The 20,174-nt window shown below is 72.0% G+C and carries 21 protein-coding genes and 1 tRNA gene; 9 read left to right on the forward strand and 13 right to left on the reverse strand.

The genetic code is table 11. The features are described from left to right. Positions 1 to 12 precede the first annotated feature (12 nt). Positions 13 to 1,023: a family 43 glycosylhydrolase gene (locus ACYVAQ_RS07250; RefSeq protein WP_460787842.1), complete on the reverse strand. Its 1,011-nt coding sequence runs from the start codon at positions 1,021 to 1,023 to the stop codon at positions 13 to 15. Between the two features lie 155 nt (positions 1,024 to 1,178). Then, positions 1,179 to 3,038, reverse strand: a complete 1,860-nt coding sequence (locus ACYVAQ_RS07255) for an acyl-CoA dehydrogenase (protein WP_460788096.1) — start codon at positions 3,036 to 3,038, stop codon at positions 1,179 to 1,181. 180 nt (positions 3,039 to 3,218) lie between these two features. On the opposite strand from ACYVAQ_RS07255, the gene ACYVAQ_RS07260 reads away from it, so the two are divergent. Both ACYVAQ_RS07260 and ACYVAQ_RS07265 read left to right on the forward strand, forming a co-directional pair. Next, entirely contained in the window at positions 3,219 to 3,677 is a 459-nt protein-coding gene (locus ACYVAQ_RS07260; RefSeq protein ID WP_460787843.1) for an RrF2 family transcriptional regulator, read from the forward strand. Between the two features lie 179 nt (positions 3,678 to 3,856). Then, complete coding sequence (locus tag ACYVAQ_RS07265) at positions 3,857 to 6,481, forward strand: hypothetical protein (protein WP_460787844.1); 2,625 nt, start codon at positions 3,857 to 3,859, stop codon at positions 6,479 to 6,481. On the opposite strand, the gene ACYVAQ_RS07270 is transcribed toward ACYVAQ_RS07265, so the two are convergent. After that, the gene (locus tag ACYVAQ_RS07270) at positions 6,478 to 7,140 is read right to left on the reverse strand and encodes a hypothetical protein (protein WP_460787845.1); all 663 of its coding nucleotides are present in this window, start codon (positions 7,138 to 7,140) and stop codon (positions 6,478 to 6,480) included. The two genes, ACYVAQ_RS07265 and ACYVAQ_RS07270, sit on opposite strands and share 4 nt — an antisense overlap. Positions 7,141 to 7,234: 94 nt before the next feature. On the opposite strand from ACYVAQ_RS07270, the gene ACYVAQ_RS07275 reads away from it, so the two are divergent. Continuing rightward, the gene (locus tag ACYVAQ_RS07275; protein WP_460787846.1) at positions 7,235 to 7,687 is read left to right on the forward strand and encodes a nuclear transport factor 2 family protein; all 453 of its coding nucleotides are present in this window, start codon (positions 7,235 to 7,237) and stop codon (positions 7,685 to 7,687) included. Positions 7,688 to 7,694: 7 nt separating this feature from the next. Here the strand turns inward: ACYVAQ_RS07275 and ACYVAQ_RS07280 are convergent, their stop codons facing one another. Continuing rightward, positions 7,695 to 8,456 (reverse strand): helix-turn-helix transcriptional regulator, encoded by a 762-nt coding sequence (locus ACYVAQ_RS07280; protein WP_460787847.1) that lies wholly within the window; start codon positions 8,454 to 8,456, stop codon positions 7,695 to 7,697. Between the two features lie 92 nt (positions 8,457 to 8,548). Here ACYVAQ_RS07280 and ACYVAQ_RS07285 point away from each other — a divergent pair, with 92 nt between their 5' ends. Further along, positions 8,549 to 9,340, forward strand: a complete 792-nt coding sequence (locus tag ACYVAQ_RS07285) for a class I SAM-dependent methyltransferase (protein WP_460787848.1) — start codon at positions 8,549 to 8,551, stop codon at positions 9,338 to 9,340. Between the two features lie 11 nt (positions 9,341 to 9,351). Here the strand turns inward: ACYVAQ_RS07285 and ACYVAQ_RS07290 are convergent, their stop codons facing one another. The 3 genes from ACYVAQ_RS07290 to ACYVAQ_RS07300 all read right to left on the reverse strand — a co-directional run bounded on the left by ACYVAQ_RS07290 (position 9,352) and on the right by ACYVAQ_RS07300 (position 12,032). Beyond that, positions 9,352 to 9,981, reverse strand: a complete 630-nt coding sequence (locus ACYVAQ_RS07290; RefSeq protein WP_460787849.1) for a DUF2461 domain-containing protein — start codon at positions 9,979 to 9,981, stop codon at positions 9,352 to 9,354. Between the two features lie 141 nt (positions 9,982 to 10,122). Further along, the gene (locus tag ACYVAQ_RS07295; RefSeq protein WP_460787850.1) at positions 10,123 to 11,187 is read right to left on the reverse strand and encodes a winged helix DNA-binding domain-containing protein; all 1,065 of its coding nucleotides are present in this window, start codon (positions 11,185 to 11,187) and stop codon (positions 10,123 to 10,125) included. A gap of 38 nt (positions 11,188 to 11,225) precedes the next feature. Next, positions 11,226 to 12,032, reverse strand: a complete 807-nt coding sequence (locus ACYVAQ_RS07300) for an isocitrate lyase/PEP mutase family protein (RefSeq protein WP_460787851.1) — start codon at positions 12,030 to 12,032, stop codon at positions 11,226 to 11,228. A 23-nt stretch (positions 12,033 to 12,055) separates the two neighbouring features. Between ACYVAQ_RS07300 and ACYVAQ_RS07305 the strand changes: the two genes are divergently transcribed. Together ACYVAQ_RS07305 and ACYVAQ_RS07310 are read left to right on the forward strand one after the other, a co-directional pair. Next, positions 12,056 to 12,868, forward strand: coding sequence for a class I SAM-dependent methyltransferase (locus ACYVAQ_RS07305; protein ID WP_460787852.1), 813 nt, complete (start codon positions 12,056 to 12,058; stop codon positions 12,866 to 12,868). A gap of 96 nt (positions 12,869 to 12,964) precedes the next feature. After that, positions 12,965 to 13,040 (forward strand) — tRNA-Gly (locus ACYVAQ_RS07310). Between the two features lie 2 nt (positions 13,041 to 13,042). On the opposite strand, the gene ACYVAQ_RS07315 is transcribed toward ACYVAQ_RS07310, so the two are convergent. Further along, the gene (locus ACYVAQ_RS07315; protein WP_460787853.1) at positions 13,043 to 13,804 is read right to left on the reverse strand and encodes an SGNH/GDSL hydrolase family protein; all 762 of its coding nucleotides are present in this window, start codon (positions 13,802 to 13,804) and stop codon (positions 13,043 to 13,045) included. A gap of 17 nt (positions 13,805 to 13,821) precedes the next feature. Between ACYVAQ_RS07315 and dcd the strand changes: the two genes are divergently transcribed. Next, the gene (gene dcd, locus ACYVAQ_RS07320; RefSeq protein WP_460787854.1) at positions 13,822 to 14,397 is read left to right on the forward strand and encodes a dCTP deaminase; all 576 of its coding nucleotides are present in this window, start codon (positions 13,822 to 13,824) and stop codon (positions 14,395 to 14,397) included. Here dcd and ACYVAQ_RS07325 read toward each other — a convergent pair. Continuing rightward, positions 14,390 to 15,244, reverse strand: a complete 855-nt coding sequence (locus ACYVAQ_RS07325) for a helix-turn-helix domain-containing protein (RefSeq protein WP_460787855.1) — start codon at positions 15,242 to 15,244, stop codon at positions 14,390 to 14,392. The genes dcd and ACYVAQ_RS07325 overlap by 8 nt on opposite strands. 104 nt (positions 15,245 to 15,348) lie before the next feature. Between ACYVAQ_RS07325 and ACYVAQ_RS07330 the strand changes: the two genes are divergently transcribed. Beyond that, entirely contained in the window at positions 15,349 to 15,984 is a 636-nt protein-coding gene (locus ACYVAQ_RS07330; protein WP_460787856.1) for an NAD(P)-dependent oxidoreductase, read from the forward strand. Between the two features lie 106 nt (positions 15,985 to 16,090). Then, positions 16,091 to 16,471 carry a VOC family protein gene (locus ACYVAQ_RS07335; RefSeq protein ID WP_460787857.1) on the forward strand — a complete coding sequence of 127 codons (381 nt, stop codon included), beginning with the start codon at positions 16,091 to 16,093 and terminating at the stop codon, positions 16,469 to 16,471. Between the two features lie 18 nt (positions 16,472 to 16,489). On the opposite strand, the gene ACYVAQ_RS07340 is transcribed toward ACYVAQ_RS07335, so the two are convergent. From ACYVAQ_RS07340 to ACYVAQ_RS07355, 4 genes are all read right to left on the reverse strand, one after another. Further along, complete coding sequence (locus ACYVAQ_RS07340) at positions 16,490 to 18,364, reverse strand: CocE/NonD family hydrolase (RefSeq protein ID WP_460787858.1); 1,875 nt, start codon at positions 18,362 to 18,364, stop codon at positions 16,490 to 16,492. A gap of 70 nt (positions 18,365 to 18,434) precedes the next feature. After that, on the reverse strand, positions 18,435 to 19,148 hold the full coding sequence (locus ACYVAQ_RS07345) for a DUF4097 family beta strand repeat-containing protein (protein ID WP_460787859.1): 714 nt from the start codon (positions 19,146 to 19,148) through the stop codon (positions 18,435 to 18,437). A 10-nt stretch (positions 19,149 to 19,158) separates the two neighbouring features. Continuing rightward, the gene (locus ACYVAQ_RS07350) at positions 19,159 to 19,677 is read right to left on the reverse strand and encodes a toxin-antitoxin system HicB family antitoxin (protein WP_460787860.1); all 519 of its coding nucleotides are present in this window, start codon (positions 19,675 to 19,677) and stop codon (positions 19,159 to 19,161) included. Positions 19,678 to 19,796: 119 nt separating this feature from the next. Further along, positions 19,797 to 20,027: a hypothetical protein gene (locus ACYVAQ_RS07355; protein WP_460787861.1), complete on the reverse strand. Its 231-nt coding sequence runs from the start codon at positions 20,025 to 20,027 to the stop codon at positions 19,797 to 19,799. Positions 20,028 to 20,174 lie beyond the last annotated feature (147 nt).

Genomic DNA, 20,174 nt, shown 5'->3' on the forward strand with positions numbered 1-20,174 from the left:
CCCCGGCACCCGTCAGCGGCCGGTGTACCCGCGGATCACCGGCCGGCCGTGCCGCCAGCGCAGCCGTGCGGCGTACATGGCGCGGCGCGAGCCGGTCCACCCGTGGAAGTAGACGGTCTGCCGCCGCGCCGGACCGGCGATGTCCGCCCCACCCGGACCACACAGCCCGTGCGTCGAGCGCCGCGTCAGCAGGGTGTGGCCGGAACCGCCCCAGGTCCGCAGCAGCCGGGACGTGCGCCACACCTCGTGGTAGCCGCAGGTCGACCACACGCCCTCGGACGTGAACAGGTAGTAGTCCTGCCCGCGCCGCACCATCGCAGGGTTCTCGACGATCCCCCGCGACCGGACCAGCGGGACGCTGCGCGTGTGCGGGCGCCGTGCGAGACCACCGCGCGCCAGCGGCACGAGCCGGATCGTCGAGGGAAGCCCCGAGGTCTTGTAGAGGAGGTAGGAGCGCCCCCTCCGGTCGCGGAAGTACGACGGGTCGATGACACCGCGCCGCGGCATCCGCCGGGCCACCGGCGCCACGTCGTAGGCACGCGGGGCGCGGGCGCCGCTCTGGCAGACCAGGGGACGTCGGTCCAGCGGTTGGAAACGGGCGTACGGCGACCGCGAGATCGCCACTCCGATGCAGTGCGCTCCGGCGCCGAGACCCCGCACCCGCGCGGCGAAGTAGAGGACCCAACGGCGTCGGCCGATCCGGGCCAGGTCGGGCGCCCAGACCGGGCCCGGGGCCGCCCAGCGCGGGAGCCGGCGCAGCGCGTGCGGCTGCCAGCGCCAGTGCCGCGCGTGCCGGCCCAGCGTGCCGCGGATGACGCCCTGACCGGTCGCGACCATCACCCGTGCGCGGCCGACCGACACCACGGACGGGTCACCGAAGGCGTGCGTGTCGTCACGCAGCACCGGCGCCGGCCGGGCCGCCCCTCGTCGCGCGGACCCGTCCGCCGGCAGGCCGAGGACGAGGGAGAGGACGAGGACGAGGGCGCCGACGACAGCGACGCTTCCGAGCATTCGAGACCACACGGCGGAGGACGCTAAGCGGCGTCAGGTCGCCTGTCCGGCGAATGCCGCAAATCACCTACCGGATTGCACGATCGTGACCGATCGGTGATCTCGGGTGACCGAAAAGGACGACGCCCGCCCGGAGGACCGGACGGGCGTCGTACGTCGGGGGTGCGTCAGAACGCAGCCTCGTCCAGGTCCATCAGACCCAGGTCGACGTTCTTGGCGATCGCGAGCTCGGCGGTCAGCTTCGGGAGCACGTTCGCGGCGAAGAACTTCGCGGCCGCGATCTTGCCCTCGTAGAACGACTTGTCCGCACCGGTCGCGGCCGGCAGGGCGGCGAGGGCGACCTCGGCCTGGCGCAGCAGCAGCCACGCGCAGACGACGTCACCGATCGCCATGAGCACCCGGGAGGTGTTCAGGCCGACCTTGTAGATGTTCTTCAGCTCGGTGGCCGCCGACATCAGGTCGTTGATCACCAGGCCGACGAGCTCACCGGCGTCGGCGAGGCCCTGCGCGAGCAGCTCGCGCTCGACCTTGAGCTCGGCCGAACCGGCCTCGTCCTTGACGAAGGCGTCGATCTGGCCGTTGACGACACCGAGCGCCGCGCCCTGGTCCTTGACGATCTTGCGGAACAGGAAGTCCATGCCCTGGATCGCGGTCGTGCCCTCGTAGAGGGTGTCGATCTTGGCGTCACGGACGTACTGCTCGATCGGATACTCCTGCAGGAAGCCGGAGCCGCCGAGGGTCTGCAGCGACTCGGTGCCGAGCAGCGTCCACGACTTCTCCGAGCCGTAGCCCTTGACGATCGGGAGCAGCAGGTCGTTGACGGCGACGGCCTGCTTGGCCTCGTCCGAGCCGGGCTCGGCCAGCATGACCTTGTCCTGCCAGCTGGTCGTGTAGAAGACCAGGGCGCGCATGGCCTCGGCGTACGACTTCTGCGTCATCAGCGAGCGACGGACGTCGGGGTGGTGCGTGATGGTGACCTTCGGGGCCGTCTTGTCGGCGGCCTGGGTGAGGTCGGGGCCCTGGACGCGCTCCTTGGCGAACTCGAGGGCGTTGAGGTAGCCGGTCGACAGGGTCGAGATGGCCTTGGTGCCGACCATCATGCGGGCGTTCTCGATGACGTCGAACATCTGGGCGATGCCGTCGTGGACCTCGCCGAGCAGCCAGCCCTTGGCCGGCTCGCCGCCGCCGATCTGCGGGTCGCCGAAGGTGACCTCGCAGGTGTTGGACACCTTGATGCCCATCTTGTGCTCGACGTTGGTGACGTAGGCGCCGTTGCGCTCGCCGGTCAGCTCACCGGTGTGGTGGTCGAAGTGGTACTTCGGCACGAGGAAGAGCGAGAGGCCCTTGGTGCCCGGACCACCGATGCCCTCGACGCCCTTCGGGCGGGCGAGGACCAGGTGCATGATGTTCTCCTGCAGGTCCGACTCGGCGCTGGTGATGAAGCGCTTGACGCCGGAGATGTTCCAGGAGCCGTCCTCGTTCGGGGTGGCGACGGTCTTGCCCGCACCCACGTCGGAGCCCGCGTCGGGCTCGGTCAGCACCATCGTGGCGCCCCAGAGCTTCTCGACCATGATCTCGGCGATGCGCTTGTCGCGCTCGGTGCCGTTCTCGAAGACGACCTTGGCGAAGAACGGACCGGCGCCGTACATCCAGATCGGGGTGTTCGCACCCAGGATCGGCTCGGCGGTCGCCCACACGATCGACGCCGGGGCGGAGGTGCCACCGATCTCCTCGGGGGTCTGCAGGCTCCAGAAGCCCGCCTCCATCCAGGTGTCGTACGACTTCTTGAAGCTCGCCGGCACGGGGGCGGTGTTGGTCTTGGGGTCGAAGACCGGCGGGTTGCGGTCGGCGTCGGCGAACGACTCGGCGAGGTCCTCGCGACAGATGCGCTCGACCTCCGAGATGATCTCGCGCGCCGTGTCCTCGTCCATCTCCTCGAACTTGCCCGTGCCCAGGTAGTCCTGGACCTTGAAGACCTCGAACAGGTTGAAGTAGATGTCACGCAGGTTGCTCTTGTAGTGGCTCACGACTTCGTGTTCCTCACTCATCGACCCCATTCCATGGGGGCTACTGGTCAGTAACTTAATGATACGAGCCGTGCTAACACCAAGCAAGCGGGGATCGTCACACCGTGTCGCGCTCACCCGCCGGGCGGCGTCGTGCACTAGGTCGACTGAACCGATCGAGAAATCTGACAGACTGGCCCCATGCGAGTCTCCGCCAAGTCCGACTACGCGCTGCGCGCCCTGATCGAGATGGCGACCCGCAAGGACGGCCGGGCCGTCAGCGCGGAGGAGCTGGGTCGTCTCCAGGAGATCCCGCACGGATTCCTCCAGGCGATCCTGGCCGACCTGCGCCGGGCGGGCGTGGTCATCTCCCAGCGCGGCCAGTCCGGCGGCTGGCGGATGGCGCGCGCGGCCTCCGACGTCTCGGTCGCCGACGTGATCCGGGCCGTCGACGGCCCGCTGGTCTCGGTCTACGGCCTGCGTCCGGAGGCGGTCAGCTACAACGAGTCGGCCGAGGTGCTCCAGCACGTCTGGATCGCCGCCCGCAGCTCGCTGCGCGAGGTCTTCGAGCACGTCTCCATCCAGCAGCTGGCCGATGGCTCGCTGCCGGACGAGGTCAAGGCGCGCACCCTCGACGACGACGCCTGGGCGCCGCACTGACATTGGCGCGAGCCCGTCGCCGCTGATCGGTGCCTCCCGGGGTTCGCTGGCATGGCGGCAGGCCTTGTGTGCTCAGGTCGATGCGTTCCTTGTCGATCAGGGCCCCATCGGCCGTGCGTCCTCTGTGACGCGCCGGTGGCACGGATGCGACCGGTCGGCCCCGCCAGGAAGGTGGCGCCGTGACGTCTCGCCGGCTGCTCGGTCTCAACATCGTCGCGATCGTGGTCGCGTGCTGGGCGTTCGTGACCCTGCCCGGGCACGCCGACTCCCACAACGGCGGGTGGTGCGCGTTCACGGACCGGGTCGCGTCGGTCCTCCCGGGCGCCTGCGCGCACGAGGACGAGCCGCCGCCGGGCGTCGACCCGAGCGTCCCGGTGAGCACCAGCGAGCTGCGCGACCGCGAGGGCGCCGGCCCGACGGCGTACGCCGTGGCGCAGGACCTCGGTGTTGCCGCGCCCTCATCGGTCGCGGCCAGCAGCCCGCTCGTGCCCTGCGAGGGGGACGGTACGTCGGGCTACCGCATCCAGGCCATGTACGTCGTGGAGGCCGGTCGGGCCAACCGGTTCGCGGCCCTGCAGTCGAGCTTCCAGCTCTGGGCGGCGGGCGTCGACGACGTGATGAACCGTTCCGCCGCACTCACCGGCGGCGTACGTCACCTCCGCTACGTGACCGAGCCCGGATCGGGCGGCTGCGTGGCGAAGGTGCTCAACGTGACGGTGCCGAGCGGGGCACTCGCGTCGTTCAACGCGACCATCTCGGCGATCCAGGCGCTCGGCTACACCGACCCGACCCGCAAGTACCTGATGTGGACCGACGCCACCTCGCAGTGCGGCATCGCGACGCTCTACCCGGGCGACGGCGCCGGCCAGGACAACCCCAACAACGGCTACTACCCGCAGTACGCGCGCATCGACTCGGGCTGCTGGGGCTTCGGCGACGGCGCCACGCAGCACTCCGTCGAGGCGCACGAGCTGATGCACATGCTGGGCGGGGTGCAGAACACCGCGCCGCACTCCACGCACGCCGGTCACTGCTGGGACGAGTCGGACACCATGTGCTACGCCGACGGCGGCACCCACACGATGGTGCAGGTCTGCACGCCGGAGCACGAGTACTTCTACGACTGCAACAGCGACGACTACTTCACCACGTACGCCGATCCCGGCAGCTACCTCGACGGGCACTGGGACGCGGCGGACTCACGCTTCCTCATCGGCGGCGGCGACGGCACCGGAGGCGGGACGGCCGGAGCCCCGACGGTCCTGGGCGCGACGATCGCGGTGAACAACCCCGCCGTACCGGGTCTGGCGACCCAGGCCAGCGTGGCGCCGAGCCTCCCCACCGGGCGCACGATCACCGCGGTGCAGTGGAGGTCGGCTCGCACCGACTGCTCGTTCAGCAGCCCGACGGGCCTGCAGACCGACGTCACCTGCAACGCGTCGACCACGTCGGCGACGACCGTGACGGTCACGCTGACCGACTCGACCGGCGCCACGAAGAGCGTGACCAGCCCGCTGACCTTCGCCTCCGGCACCGCCCGACCGGTGACGCTGGCTCTCGGCGCGGCCGGTCAGCAGCCGGCCGACGGCGGCAACGCAGCCGTCTGCGCGGGAGCGCCGTTCGCGTTGCGGGCCACGGTCGCCGACACCGCGAGCGGCGCACCGATCAAGGGCCTGACCACCGCGTTCACCAAGCAGACGGCCACGACGACCACGACGACCGCCGGTGCGGCCGGCACCGCGACCTCGACGGTCGACGGGGTGGCGGCGAACAGCCAGACGGCGACGGTGGCGACGACGTACCGCGCGAGGACGGCCGCGGGCACGGTGTACTCCGCCGGAGGGCCGGCCACGGTCGTCGCCGTGCCGGCCACGTGCGCCACCGCGCTCACCGCGGGCATCGACGACACCGCCACCTACGACGCCGACCCGGTGACGGTGTCCGGCCGCCTCACCGCGAGTGCGGCCGGGACGCCCGTCGCCGCGGCGGGCGTGAAGCTGGTCGTGAAGCTGACGCCCGCGACCGGCGCCGCGGTCACCCTCGGCACCGCGACGACCGCTGCCGACGGCAGCTTCTCGACCGTCACGAAGCCGACCGTGTCCGGCACGATCTCGGTCGGCCTCGCCGCCTCGGTCGGGTACGCCGCCGCGACGGCGACCGCCGGGACCGTGACCGTCACGCTGCCCGACACCGCGATCACCGGGTCCGTCGACGCCACCGACGTCGGCTACGGCGGCACGATCCACGTGAGCGGCACGCTCCAGAAGGTCGCCGGCTCGACCACCACTCCGCTGGCCAGCAAGCCGGTCGGGGTCTACGTGACGCCCACCGGCGGCGCACCCGTCAAGATCGGCACCGCGACGACGACGGCGTCCGGCACCTACACCATGGCGCTGGCGCTGAGGGTCTCGGGCGCGCTCTCGGTCGGGTTCACCGAGGTGCCGGGCCAGCCCGCGGCCTCGGCCGCCGTCGGCACCGTCACAGCCGGCACCTGGACGACGAGCACGACCGCCACCTCCTCGGCGAGCTCGGTCGCGCTGAGCGGCACGGTCACGTTCACCGGCACGGTCACGAAGACGTACGCCGGCGCGACCCAGCCCGCGGGCGGGATCAAGGTGTCGGTCTACTTCACGGCCGCCGGGGCGACGACGCCGACGCTGGTCACGTTGACCACCACGGTCGCTGCCGGGACCTACTCGGCCCGGGTCGCGCCGCGAGCCAGCGGGACGTGGACCCTGCGGATCGTCGACGTCGCGGGGTACGCCGGGTCCGCGGCCGCCCCGCTGACGATCACCGTCACCTAGCCGGCAGCCCGCAGGCGGCGTTTGAGCTTGCGGCGCTTCCGCTCGAGCTCGGCGACCTGGGCCTCGAGCGCGGCGTTGCGGCGGGCGAGGCGCTCCAGCTCGCGCTCGGCGTGGGCCAGGGAGTCGCACCGCGGCACCACCGGCGGGACGCCGTCGACCGGCAGGGACGCCGTACCGAAACCGGCGACGCGACCGAACGCCTGCCACGTGCAGCGCGGGCTGGCGCCGTCGACCTCGAGGACGTGCAGCCGCTCGGGGCGGCGTACGGCGCGCAGCCAGCGGTCGGCCACCTCGCCGTCGTCGTCGCCACCGGCGGTGACGACGACGTTGACCTGGTGCTCGGCGAAGGCGTCGACGAGCCGGTCGATCTGCGGAGCCGTGGCGGCCGCGAGCATCGGCTGGCTGAAGATCAGGTGGGCCTTGGACCTGGTGCCGCGGTGGACGAGCCCGGCGAGCTCGCCGGCAGGCACGTCCAGCCCCCACTCCGGGCCGCTGTCGAGCACCTCGACCGCCGCACGGAACGACTCGTCGGTCGTGTGGGCGACGGACGCGAAGCCCAGCTCGCGCAGCGCTCGCCGGTGGTGGACGAGCGCGGGCTCGAGGACGTCGCCCGCTCCGGGCACTCCGACGTGGATCCAGGCCGCGCGCTTCTTCGGCATGGCGCCATCGTGGCGCGCGCGGGTGAGCAGCGGGTGAACCGTCGGTGACCGACCATTACTAGAACATGTTCTACCTGCGCCGTACGATGACGGGGTGATCACCTCCGACGCCATCACCTGGAACGCGCCCAACGACCCGCACCCCGCCCGCGCGGCGTCCCAGCGGTCCTACTCCGCCGTCGCCAAGGGCGACCTGGCCGAGTGGCTGATGGTGTACGCCGAGGACGCGGTCCTCGAGGACCCGGTCGGCCCCTCGATGTTCGACCCCGAGGGCAAGGGCCACCACGGACACGCGGGCATCAGCGCGTTCTGGGAGCAGGCGATCGCGCCGATCGCGACCTTCGAGTTCGAGATCAACGACTCGTTCGCGAACCCGGGTTCCAACACCTGCGCCAACATCGGCCGGATCAGGACGTCCTTCCCGGACGGCTCGTCCACCACGACCGACCTGATCATGGTCTACGTCGTCGACGACGACGGCCGGGTGAAGTCGATGAAGGCGTTCTGGGAGCCCGAGCGCACGATGGCCAGCTTCACCAGGGCCTGAGTCTCCGTCAGGCCGGCAACCAGAGGGTCATCCGGAGCCGCTCGTCGGGGAGGTGGAGGACCTCGTACCGTCGGGCGACCTCGGTGCCTTCCGGGCCCGTCATGCGCTGGATGGAGGACCGTCGGCGCTCCACGACGTGCCCGTTCCACCAGTCGGCGAAGAGCGGGCTCAGCGCGGACAGCTCCGCGACGAACAGCCGCAGGCCCTGCTCGTTGAGGTCGGTGGCGTTGGCGGCGCGCAGGTGGGCGACGGCCCCGCGGGCGATGTCCTCCCAGTCGCGGAAGATGTCGCGGGCCCGGGGATCGGTGAGCAGGTAGCGGCACGTGTTCCGCTCGGCCGCCGGCAGGTCGGCGAGGCCGGGGAAGACCGCCAGGCCCTCGGGATTCGCGGCGACCACGTTGCTCAGCCGGTCCAGGACGTACGCCGGATTCGGGCGCACTGCCTCGACGAGCGACTGCATCCGCGCCCCGGTGTCCGGGTCGAGCCCCGCCGGTGACACCTCGCTCGCACCCGCGCGCAACCGGTGCAGGTGCTCCACGGCGTCCGGCTCCAACCGGAGGACCGCGGCGAGCGCGTGGACCACCGCGTCGCTCGGGTTCGTCTCCCGGCCCTGCTCCAGCCGCGTGTAGTAATGGACGCTGATCCCTGCCGCGGCGGCGACCTCCTCACGGCGCAGCCCGCTGACCCGGCGCGCGCCCAGCGAGGGCTGCAGCGGCTCGAGCGCGACGTCGGTCCGCCGCGCCCGCAGAAAGGCGCCGAGCTCGCTCACGATCGTCCTCCTCGTGCCGCGCAGGGTGGGTGCGCGACTCCTAGGAAGCACGCGGTCTTCCAGCACGCACGCGGTGCACCGAGGCTAGCGCCATGGCCACCTACACCCACGGGCACCACGAGTCGGTGCTGCGCTCCCACCGCTGGCGGACCGCCGAGAACTCCGCGGCGTACCTGCTGCCCCACCTGCGTCCGACCGACACCCTGCTCGACGTCGGCGCCGGACCCGGCACGATCAGCGCCGACCTGGCGCAGCACGTCGCTTCGGTCACCGCGACCGAGGTCGGCCCGGCCGAGGTCGCGCTGGCCCGGGCCACGGCGACCGAGCGGGGCGTCACGAACATCGCCTTCGACGAGGCCGACGTCCACGCCCTGCCGTACGCCGACGACACCTTCGACGTCGTGCACGCCCACCAGGTGCTGCAGCACGTCGGCGACCCGGTGCAGGCGCTCCGCGAGATGGCGCGGGTGACGAAGCCGGGCGGCATCGTGGCCGCGCGGGACAGCGACTACGCGGCGTTCTGCTGGTTCCCGCGGCTGCCCGAGCTGGACGTGTGGATGGACCTCTACCAGGCCGCGGCGAGGGCAAACGGCGGCGAGCCCGACGCTGGCCGGCGCCTGCTGTCATGGGCACAGGCTGCGGGGCTGGAGGACGTCACCGCGACCTCGAGCACCTGGTGCTTCGCCACCCCCGCCGACCGGGAGTGGTGGGGCGGGATGTGGGAGGCACGGATCCTGGAGTCGGCGATGGCGATGCAGGTGCTGGAGACGGGCCTCGCCACCCGCGCCGACCTGGAGCGGATCAGTGCGGGCTGGCGCCGCTGGGTCGAGGCCCCCGACGGGTGGCTGTCGATCCTGCACGGCGAGGTCCTCGCCCGGGTGTGATCAGGGCGTGATCAGGCGATGGCGGAGGAGACCCAGTCGACGAGGGGGCGGAGGCGGCGCCAGTCGTCGCGGACCCGGTCGAGCAGCTCGGCGGTGTGGACGAACGGCTCGAAGCCGTAGGAGCGCATGCCGAGCACGGTCTTCATCTTGAGCAGCTCGATGCGCGGGTGGTCCTTGTCGTAGCCACGCGGCGCGGACTTCAGCCGCTCGCCGGTCACCTCGTAGCCGCCCCGCTCGAGGTCGCGCAGGATCCGCTCGAGCACCTTGGCCGTCTTCTCCTCAGCCATCGCGTCGCGCAGGGCGGCCAGCCGCTCGCCGGACGCCTCGTAGATCCCGCCACCCACGCGGACACCCGGTGCGGCGACCTCGACGTACCAACCGGTCGCCGGGCCGACGCCGACGAACGCGCCCTGGTGGGTCTTGTACGGCGTCTTGTCCTTCGCGAACCGGACGTCGCGGTAGGGGCGGAACACCTTCGCGGTGCCGAACTCCTGCGCCAGCGCGTCGGTGAGCTCGACCATCGGCGCTTTGACGGCCTCGTTGTAGACGTCCTTGTGGGCATCCCAGAAGGACTTGGTGTTGTCGACCTCGAGGTCGTCGTAGAAGTCGAGGGCCGCGACCGGGAAACCGTTGAACGTCACCGGCCCATTCTGCCTGCGCATCCGCCGCACCTCCCGCCGGTCCGCGCCACCCGTGTCCGGGACCTCACTCATGTGTGAGTGAATCCGGCTCACTCACACGTGAGTGAGGTGGCGTCGGGATGCCCCGACCGAGGGCGACCCTCACCCCAGCTCGGTGGGTACGCCGCAGAAGTCGGCGTACCTGCCGAGCGCGGCCTTCAGCGCGGCCGGTCGCGGGGGCTTGCGGCCCTCGAACCCGGTCACCGTCACGACCTGGCGGCGGGTCAGCCTCCTGGCGGTCCACAGGCCGACGACCTGACCGTCGTCGACGACCGTCGCACGGAAGACCCCGTTGCCGCCGGGCACCACCGCGTCGAAGATCTCCGGCGTCAGGAAGGCGGACCGGTTCTTGTAGCCGAGGACGTACTCGTCGAAGCCGGCCAGCAGCTGGGTGCCGCTGGGTGCGTCCGGGCCGTCGGCGTACCAGTAGGTGAGGCCGGCGACCTCCGCGCTGTCGAGCTGCGCGCCGACCGCGGCCAGGCCGGCCCTCGCGTCCCCCTTCGTGAGGAACGCCCAGCCGGCGAAGTCGTCGATCGTCGCGGGCCCGTGGCCGGTGAAGTAGCGCAGCGCGAGCTCGGCGAGCGCCTCCTCGCGGTCGAGGACGCGAGCGTCGGGGCACCACTCCTCGATCAGCGCGTACGTCGGCTGCTTGCCCGCGTGCGGCCCGAAGCAGAGCACGCCCTGCTCGGCGAAGTAGCGCAGCAGGTGCGGCCCGCGCTGGTCGCCGCTGTCGACCCCGGCCGCGTCCATCACCTTGAACAGCTCCGGCCGCCCCAGGGTCTGGCCACCCGTGAGCGCGGCCTCCCAGGCATCGCGCACGAGCGCGACGGAGGCGTCGTCGAGACCGAGGCCGCGACGCCGGCCCGCGGCGGCCTGGCTCGCGCGCGGACCCAGCAGCGCCGGCAGCCACCGGGCATCGGCGGCCGCCACGAGGTGCAGCGTCCCGCGCATCGGCCAGGTGCGGACGATCCGTCGCTCCGCCAGGGCGGTCTCGACGTCGGCCTCGGTGAGGTGGTCGCTGCGGGCGCCGACCGACCACAGACCGCCCCGGTAGTCCTGGGCCTGCATCGCGACGAGCCGGCCGACGATCTCCTCCGCGGTGGCCGGCGACGGGGCGGCCAGACCGTGGGCGTGGATGCGGCGGCGGGCGATCTCGGCGGGGGTCACCCGACGATCATGTCGCGTCACACCGACAGCGCGACCGCTCAGGAACCCGCGAAGCGGGACTGGAAGTCGCCGTAGGAGATGAGGCCCTTCGCGAACTCGAAGGTGCCGTCGTCGAGCATCTCCCGGGCCGCCCGGTCCACCAGCGTGAGCACCGCTCGGGTCAGGGTGCCGCCCACGCTGATCCGGGCGGCACCGGCCTCGCGCAGGGCATCGGCCGGCACGATCGGGTCGGTCAGGCCGGCGACGACGTTGACCGGCGCACCGATCTCGGCGACGAGGCGCGCGATGACGTCGGGATCGCTCACGCCCGGCACGAAGATGCAGTCGGCGCCCACGGCGAGGTAGCGGTGCGCCCGTCGTACCGTCTCCGCGAAGGCGTCGGGGTGGCGCGTCATGTAGGGATCCGTGCGCGCATTGAGCACGAGGGCGTCAGCGGGCGCCGCGGCCCGTACGGCGACCAGGCGCTCGACCGCGTCCTCGACGTCGAGGAGACCATCGGGGCCGGCGTCCTCGAGGTTGCACCCGACGACGCCGATCTCGACCGCCGCGGCGACCGTGGCCGCCGCGTCCTCCGGGCGCGGGCCGTAGCCCGACTCCAGGTCGGCGCTCACCGGGCACCCGACCGCAGCGACGATCCGCTCGATCTCCTCGAGCATCTCGTCCCGCGGCATCCCCGTGTCCGGGCGGCCGCGGCTGAACGCGATGCCCGCACTCGTCGTCGCGATCGCCGCGAAGCCGGCCTGCTCGAGCATCCGCGCCGATCCGCCGTCCCAGGCGTTCGGAAGGATGAAGCCGGCGCCGGGACGGTGCAGCGCGCGGAAGTCCTCGACGCTCGATGTGGTCACGTCCGCCAATCTACGATCGCGCCATGGTCGCTGACGAGCATCCCGACACCGCCTTCGTCGGATCCGTCCCGGAGGTCTACGAGCGGCTGATGGTCCCCCTGATCTTCGAGGAGCCGGCCCGGCACCTGGCCCACGCCGCCGAGGTGCTGCGTCCCGACGAGGTGCTGGAGACGGCTGCTGGCACCGGCGTCGCCACGCGCCTGCTGGAGCCCCTGGTCGGCGTACGCATCGTCGCGTCGGACCTCAACGAGCCGATGCTGGCGGCGGCCCGGGAGCTCGTGCCGTCACCGCGGATCACCTGGCAGGTGGCCGACGCGCTGGACCTGCCGTTCGGCGACGACAGCTTCGACCTGGTCGTGTGCCAGTTCGGCGTGATGTTCTTCCCCGACCGGGTGCGCGGGTTCCGCGAGGCCGCCCGCGTGCTGCGCCCCGGGGGCCACCTCCTCTTCACCGTGTGGGACCGGATCGAGACCAACGGCGTCGCGCACACCGTCACCGAGGCCCTGCGCGAAGCCGGGCCGGAGGGTCCGGTCGACTTCCTCGCCCGCACCCCGCACGGCCACTACGACACCGAGCTGCTCGGCCGGGAGCTCCGCGAGGCGGGCTTCGCCGAGGTGTTCACCGAGCCCGGCGACGGCACCAGCCGCTGCACCGGCGAGACCGGTGCGATCGCCTACTGCCACGGCACCCCGCTGCGCGCCGAGATCGAGGCGCACCCCACCCTGGATCTGGACCGCGCGACCCGGCTCGCCACCGAGGCGCTGGTACGCCGCTACGGGCCCGGCGAGTTCGAGGCCCCGACCCGTTGGTTCCTGATGGAGGCCGAGCGAGGCTAGGAGACGGCTGAGCGATCCGTGCGGGCGGCTCGCGCGACGACCTCGGTCGTGGGGTAGCATCCATCCCGCCCCGGCGGTCCACGCCGACCGGTGCGTGCGGATGTAGCTCAGTTGGTAGAGCGTCAGCTTCCCAAGCTGAATGTCGCGAGTTCGAGCCTCGTCATCCGCTCCAGATCAACCGATGGGCGCGAAGGTGGGTCGCTTCGGCTCCACCCCGTCGCCCGACGAACGGCCGGTGACCCGGCGGTGGACCCACGGGCCCAGGTGCGTGCGGGCCCACGCGAGGTTCGCGGCGCGCTGCTGGCGCGGCGTCAGGACCGGCCTGTCGATCGGCGGCAGCGGCTGCAGGTCGTGCTGCACACCCAGGGTGTCGAGCACCTCGATCGCGATCGACTGGTGCCCGACCGGGTTGAGGTGGAGCCGGTCCTCGTCCATGATCTCGGCGACGCTCCAGCCCCGCATCCGCCACATGTCGACGACGAGCGCGTCGTGCTTGTCGGCGATCTCGCGCACCCACTCGTTGAAGATGGCGAAGCGCCCGCGGATCGGCTTGAACACGGCGCTGTCGGCTACGTCGGCGATGGTGAACATGACGACCTTGGCACCGGTGCCGGAGAGCCGGCCGACGGCCTCGTCGTAGCGGGCGGCGAGAGCGTCGAGGTCGACCTTGGGCCGCAGCACGTCGTTGCCGCCGCCGTGGATGGTCACCAGGTCGGGGCCCAGGGCCACGGCCGCGTCGACCTGCTCGTCGATGATCGCGGGCAGCTTGCGCCCGCGGATGGCGAGGTTCGCGTAGCCGAAGCCGGGGTTGTCGACGGCCAGCGCCTCGGCGACCCGGTCGGCCCAGCCGCGCAGACCGTTGGGACGGGCCGGGTCGGGGTCGCCGACGCCTTCGGTGAACGAGTCGCCGAGCGCGACGTACCTCTGGAATGCCATGCGGGTAGGTTACGACCGTGCTGCTGAGCGACCGCGACATCCTCGGTGAGATCGACAACGGACGGATCGTGATGGATCCGTGGGACCCGTCGATGCTGCAGCCGTCCTCGATCGACGTGCGCCTGGACCGGTTCTTCCGGGTCTTCGACAACCACAAGTACGCCGCCATCGACCCGGCCGCCGACCAGTCGGACCTCACCCACATGGTCGAGACCGACGGCGACGAGCCCTTCATCCTGCACCCGGGCGAGTTCGTCCTCGGATCGACCTACGAGGTCGTCAGCCTGCCCGACGACATCGCCGCGCGCGTCGAGGGCAAGAGCTCGCTGGGCCGGCTCGGCCTGCTCACCCACGCGACCGCGGGCTTCGTGGACCCCGGGTTCTCCGGCCACGTGACGCTCGAGCTCGCGAACGTCGCGACCCTGCCGATCAAGCTCTACCCGGGCATGAAGATCGGCCAGTTCTGCTTCTTCAAGCTGACCTCGCCCTCGGACCACCCGTACGGCTCGGAGAAGTACGGCAGCCGCTACCAGGGCCAGCGCGGCCCGACGCCGTCGCGCAGCTTCCAGAACTTCCACCGCACGTCTATCTAGTCCCGGCCCGGAACGCAGCCGGCGTCTCCCCCGCCCGCAGCCGGAACCAGGCGCCGAAGTTCGACGCGTCGTCGAAGCCGAGGCTCTCGCCCACCCGCGCGACCGTGAGGTCGGAGTGGGCCAGCAGCCGACGCGCCTCGAGCAGCACCCGCTCGTCGATGAGCTGCTTGGGCGTGCGGCCGGTGGCGGCGGCCGTCGCGCGGGCGAGGGTGCGCGGGGACCAGCCGAGGCGGTCGGCGTACCAGGCGACGTCGTGGTGGCGGGCGTGCTCGGCGTCGAGCAGGTCGCGGAACGCGAGCCACGGCTCGGAGCCCGACGGCGCGCCCGGTCGGGTGCGGGCCTGGGCGGTCAGCCGGAGCAGCAGCGCCGACAGTAGGTGGGTCAGCGCCGGCGCCCGCAGCTCGCGCACCGTCGGGGTCGCCGCGAGGGCCGCGATCGCGTCGATCGCCGCGGTCGCACCTGCCGCCTCGGCGTCGGCGGCCGGCCACCAGCAGGCGCCGGCGGGTGCGTCGGCCTCGGTCAGTCGCGCGGTGACCGGGTCGAGCAGACCGGCGGGGAAGATCAGCACCTCGCCGTCGTACGCCGTCAGGTCGTCCCACCGCTGGACCTGCCCCGGACGCACCCAGAGCACACCACCGGGCTCGAGGTCGTAGTCGGTGAAGTCGAGCATGTGGTGGGCGTGGCCGCGGCGGGGGTTGAGCAGGAAGTGGAACTCTGGCCGCTGCACGTGCACGAACTCGGCGGCGCCCGCGCGCTCCAGCATCCGGGCCACCGTCGTCGCCTCGACCTCGCCGGCCTTGCCCTCCGGCGGGTTGTAGCCGATCGGCGCGATCGGGTCCTGTCGCATATTCACCATCCTATGTCGCTGCCCGACCGTGAATCCTGCCTCTCTGGCAACAAGAATGGATCCATCGCCCCGAGACCCGGGGACAGCAGACGAAGGGATTCACCATGACCAGCATCGCGATCATCGGCGGCACCGGCTACGCCGGCTCGCACATCGCCCGGGAGGCCGCCGACCGTGGCCTCGACGTGACGACCGTGTCGCGCTCCGCCGCCGACACCCCCGCGGGCATCACCCACGAGGTCGGCAGCCTCGCCGACACCGCGCTCGTGAACGAGCTGGCGGCCAAGCACGACGTCCTCGTCGTCGCCGTCCACGCGACCGGCGAGCCCGACCTCCGCACCGCGCTCCCCACGCTCGTCGAGGCCGCCCGCACCGGCGGCGCCCGCCTCGCCTTCGTCGGCGGTGCGGGCTCGATGCTGGTCGCCGAGGGCGGTCCGCGCCTCGTCGACACCGACGGCTTCCCGGACGAGTACAAGGCCGAGGCGCTGGCCCACGGCGAGGTGCTCGACGCGCTGCGCGCCGACACGTCCGACCTGAAGTGGTTCTACGTCTCCCCCGCCGCCGTGTTCGGCGCGTGGGCCCCAGGCGAGGCCACCGGCTCCTACCGGGTGTCCGAGGACGTGCTGCTGACCGACGCGAACGGCGACTCCCAGGTCGGCGGCGCCGACTTCGCCAAGGCGTTCGTCGACGAGATCACCGCGCCGCGGTTCGAGAACCGGCGCTTCCAGGTCGCGTACTGATCTCGATACGCGCTCGTTCCTCGCGCTACTCGATCACCGGAAACAGGAGCGTAGGGTTCACCTGGAGGGCGTTGTGGCTGTCGGCGGTGAGTGGGATGGTCGGAGCATGAGCAACCACCCCACCATCGCCGTCGCTATGTTCACCATCGCCGACCAGGATTCCGCGGTCGCCTTCTACACCGAGAAGCTCGGCTGGGAGATCCGCTCCGACGTCTCGTGGGGCGAGGGCGACCAGGCCGGCCGCTGGGTCGAGGTGGCTCCGCCCGGATCCACTGCCCGCCTCGCCCTCAACCCGCCCATGCAGGGCGAGCCCGGCGGCGGCTCGATCGGCCTGGAGACCACCGACCTGCCGGGAGCCCGCGAGAAGGCGGTCGCCCAGGGCCTGGAGATCGTTCACGAGATGCCCGCCGGCGGACCGGTGCCCGCGATGTTCGCGATCAACGACCCGGACGGCAACTGGATCTGGGTGGTGGCGACCGAGGGCTGAGCCCCGGCCGCCCCACCGTCAGTTGACCGGGAGCGTGACGTACGACGGGTGCGCGCCACCGCTGTAGATCGTCATCGGGCCGAGCTGCCCGAGGAGGTCGGTGAGCGGCGCGAGCAGGTGCGGTACGTCGAAGCCCTGGATCGCGACGCGCAGCCGGTGACCCGGCAGGATCGCCGCACCCGTCGGGAAGACCTCCACGTCGACCGGGGCGATCGTGCCGGGCGCCAGCGACGCCTTCGACTGCTGCGTGAACGGGTGGTAGGGCCGGATCAGCGCGCCGCCGAGGTACTGCGACCTCGACGGGTCCAGCGCCCGCTGCGACACGATCTGCCAGCCGCCCGTGAGGCGCTTGACGGTGCCGTCCGGAGCGACGTCCTCGACAGCCACCGAGAGCAGGCCGTCGCCGGTCGACGTCGCCACGCTCAGGTGGGCGTCGATCGGCCCGCGGATGCGCACCGTCCTGGTGACGGGCGCGGTCTGGAAGACCAGGACGCTCTTGTCGTTGAGCGTGTTGTCGCCGAAGCACGGCAGCTGCGGGACGACCGTGTTCAGGATGCCGGCCGTCCACTGGTTCAGCGAGCGGGTGCAGAGACCGCTGGCGGGCAGCGGCACCATCGTGGAGGAGCCGGCCGCCGGCGTACCGCTGGTGAGGAGGCCGTCGTCGGCGCCCATCGTCGCCGTACCGCTGAGGTGGTAGCGCGCGGCGCTCTCGCCGCCGACCCAGGAGCCGGCCCTGCGCCACTTCGCCGAGCCCTGCTCGTAGTAGGTGACCGGCGCGATCTGGCCGAGCTTCGTGTCCTTGCCCTTGATCCAGTGGTCGAACCAGCGCAGCTGCAGCTCGGCGAGGGAGCCGTAGCCGGCGTCGCCGACGGCCGCGCCGGACGAGCCCTGCAGGTGATCCCACGGGCCGTAGATCAGCTTGACCGGGACGCCGTTGCGCTGGAGCGCCTCGAAGTCGAGCGGCTCGCCGCGCTGGAACAGGTCGTACTCGCCGCCGACGATGAAGGTCGGCACCTGCACCTTGTCGATGGCGGTGATCGGTGAACGCCGGCGGTAGAAGGAGCCGTCGTACGCCGGGTAGCCGTCGAGCAGCGCCTGGACCATCAGCGGCGTGGTGAAGGTGGCGCCGGCCATCAGGTGGTCCAGAGCCATCTGCAGCGCCGACTGCGGGTCGGTGGCGCCGTACGCCGGCGGGATGGCGCCGGTCAGGCTGACCAGGCCCAGCCACAGCGGGATGAACCCGACGTCGATCTGGCCGCCGGAGGCGACGACGTCGCGGTAGACGTCGGCCGCCGGCACCTGCGGGAAGATCGCGCGGAGGCCGGGCGGGCGGTGCTCGGCGGCGAACAGCTGGCTGATCCCCATGTACGACGCGCCGGTCATGCCGCTGAGGCCGTTGGACCAGGGCTGGCGATGCGCCCAGGCGACGATCTGGCCGGCGTCCTTGTCCTCGCGCGCGCAGAAGGCGCACCACTGTCCCGGCGAGCTGCCGGTGCCGCGGGCGTCGACGGTGAGCTGGGCGTAGCCGCGCGCCACGAGGTACGCCGGGTCGGCGCCGGCGAGCGTGGCTCCGCCGCCGCCCGCGATGACGGTCTTGTTGTAGGCCGTGATGGTGATGATCACCGGCACGTGCGGGACCGGCCTGCCATCGGCGGTGGCCGGCAGGGTCAGGTCGCCGCGCAGCACCACCCCGTCGCTCATCGGGATCTTCAGGTCCTTGCGCACGACCGTCTTCGGGTACTGCGCGGGCCGCGGGGTCCAGGTGCCGGCACGGGGCGTCACGCGGGCGGTCACCGCGGAGGCGGGCGCGGGCGCGGCGGTGGCGACCGCCGGGGCGGCGGCCAGCGCGGTGGTCGAGATCGAGGCGGCGCAGAGCAGGTGGACGAGCTTCATGGTTCTCCCTCCGAAAGCTACTGGAGGGTAGAACGAGTTCTCGGCGTGTGGGTGACGTCTCAGACCGAGCTCACACCGAGGTGAGCGCGATGTCGCCGGAACCGGTGGTCGCCCGGATCTCGACGTACGGCGCACCCCGCTCGGGCTCGCCCATCCGCGGCAGGTCGGAGCTGAGCCGGCCGGAGCCGGTGCTGATGTCGGTCCAGACCGCCAGGCCGGAGGCGACCCCGATCCGCAGATCGCCGCTGCCGCTCTTCGCGACGAGCTTGCCGGTCAGCGTCCCGACGCTGATGTCGCCGGAGCCCGTGGAGACGACCGCCTCGCGCGAGCTGCCCACGCGGACCCGGCCCGAGCCGCTGCGCAGCCGCAGCGTCGCGTCGGCGTCGCCGACGCTCAGCGCGCCGGAGCCCGAGTCGAGGACGCCGGGCCCGCTGAGGCCGTCGAGCGCGACGTCACCCGATCCGGTCTTGACCCGGGTGGTGCCGAGGCGGCCGGTGACCGTGACGTCGGCGCTACCGCTGCGCACCACGAGCTGGCTGTCGGTCGGGACCTTGATCTCGTAGCGCAGGTGCGAGCCGGCGAAGAAGCCGCGCTGACGCGGGCCGATGACCAGCACGCGACCTCCACGCTGCTCGACGCGGACCTCGTCGGCACGCGGTCCGGTGACGTGGACCGTGGTGGTCACGACGTCGGCCGCGGTGATGGCGACCTGCCCGTCGCGCACCGCGACGACCAGGACCGTGGGTTCGGGGGTGTCGAAGCCGTGCTCGGCGATGTCGTTCATGGGGTGCTCCTCACTGCCAGCCGCGCATCTGGCGCGGCCCGCGCTTGCCGAACGGGAAGTCGGCGCCGAACGGGACCGACGAGAGGTCGACGTCGATGTGGATGGCGCGGTCGCTGGTCGCGGCGCGTGCCAGGTTCACCAGCCAGGTGTTGACCGACTGGCCCGCCTTCGCGGCCGCGTCCTCGACCCGGGCCTTCACCGACTCGGGGATCCGCAGGGTGATCCGGGCGAGGTCGCCCTCCTCCTCGGCCTCGACCGCGGCCGGAGCCTCCGGGGCCGCCTCCGGCGTCGCGCCGTGGATCAGGAAGTCCAGGTCACGACCGTCGAGCCGTACGTCGACGCCACCGGCCGGCATCGCCGCGGTGATCTCGGCACAGGCCTGGCTGACGGCCTCCATGAGCGCCAGCCGGGCGGCCGGGTCGAGCGCGAAGCCGAGCCGCTCGGCGACCTCCCGGGCCTGGTCGCCGATGCTCTCGGCCGCCGCGAGCAGGTCGCGGCGCAGGTTGTCGACGTACGGGGTGATGTCCATGCGCACCACAATGACATCATCATGATGTCATGTCAATGTCAGTCGGGGGCTCGTGCCCGGCCGCTCCGCCTCTTGCTTGCCGGCAGGCAAGTACTTACCTGCCGGCAAGCAAGCGATCTCTACCGTGCCGCCGGCGCGACGTAGGTGACCGCAGCGATCCGGCCCTCAGCGTCGGTGCGCACGATGAAGCTCGACCCGCAGAAGAAGATCCCGTCCTGGGGCCACTCCAGCCAGACCTCGGCACCGCGCGGCCGATGCGCTCGCGCGAGGAAGTGACAGCTGCCGTCGACCGAACCCCGGAGCGACGCGGTGGTGTCGAAGCCCGGTCCGCCGATGGCGACCTCGGCCACCCCGCCCAACGCGGAGTGGCAGGAACGCGGAGCAGGTCGTCGAGCTCCGGGGATCGGCGGCCTCGGATCCGGTCAGCCCGCGGGTCGCGACGTCAGTTCCGCGCGCGGCGACGTACGTGCTGAACTCCATGGGACCTCCTGCCGGTC

The sequence above is a fragment of the Nocardioides maradonensis genome (assembly GCF_054777115.1).

What these genes read in the sequence shown, in the direction of transcription:
- ACYVAQ_RS07260 (WP_460787843.1), top strand. Translation starts at nt 3,219, where the DNA reads ATGCGAGTCTCCGCCAAGTCCGACTACGCGCTGCGCGCCCTGATCGAG.
- ACYVAQ_RS07270 (WP_460787845.1), bottom strand. Translation starts at nt 7,140, where the DNA reads ATGCCGAAGAAGCGCGCGGCCTGGATCCACGTCGGAGTGCCCGGAGCG.
- ACYVAQ_RS07285 (WP_460787848.1), top strand. Translation starts at nt 8,549, where the DNA reads ATGGCCACCTACACCCACGGGCACCACGAGTCGGTGCTGCGCTCCCAC.
- ACYVAQ_RS07305 (WP_460787852.1), top strand. Translation starts at nt 12,056, where the DNA reads ATGGTCGCTGACGAGCATCCCGACACCGCCTTCGTCGGATCCGTCCCG.
- ACYVAQ_RS07315 (WP_460787853.1), bottom strand. Translation starts at nt 13,804, where the DNA reads ATGGCATTCCAGAGGTACGTCGCGCTCGGCGACTCGTTCACCGAAGGC.
- ACYVAQ_RS07325 (WP_460787855.1), bottom strand. Translation starts at nt 15,244, where the DNA reads ATGCGACAGGACCCGATCGCGCCGATCGGCTACAACCCGCCGGAGGGC.
- ACYVAQ_RS07330 (WP_460787856.1), top strand. Translation starts at nt 15,349, where the DNA reads ATGACCAGCATCGCGATCATCGGCGGCACCGGCTACGCCGGCTCGCAC.
- ACYVAQ_RS07335 (WP_460787857.1), top strand. Translation starts at nt 16,091, where the DNA reads ATGAGCAACCACCCCACCATCGCCGTCGCTATGTTCACCATCGCCGAC.
- ACYVAQ_RS07340 (WP_460787858.1), bottom strand. Translation starts at nt 18,364, where the DNA reads ATGAAGCTCGTCCACCTGCTCTGCGCCGCCTCGATCTCGACCACCGCG.
- ACYVAQ_RS07345 (WP_460787859.1), bottom strand. Translation starts at nt 19,148, where the DNA reads ATGAACGACATCGCCGAGCACGGCTTCGACACCCCCGAACCCACGGTC.
- ACYVAQ_RS07350 (WP_460787860.1), bottom strand. Translation starts at nt 19,677, where the DNA reads ATGGACATCACCCCGTACGTCGACAACCTGCGCCGCGACCTGCTCGCG.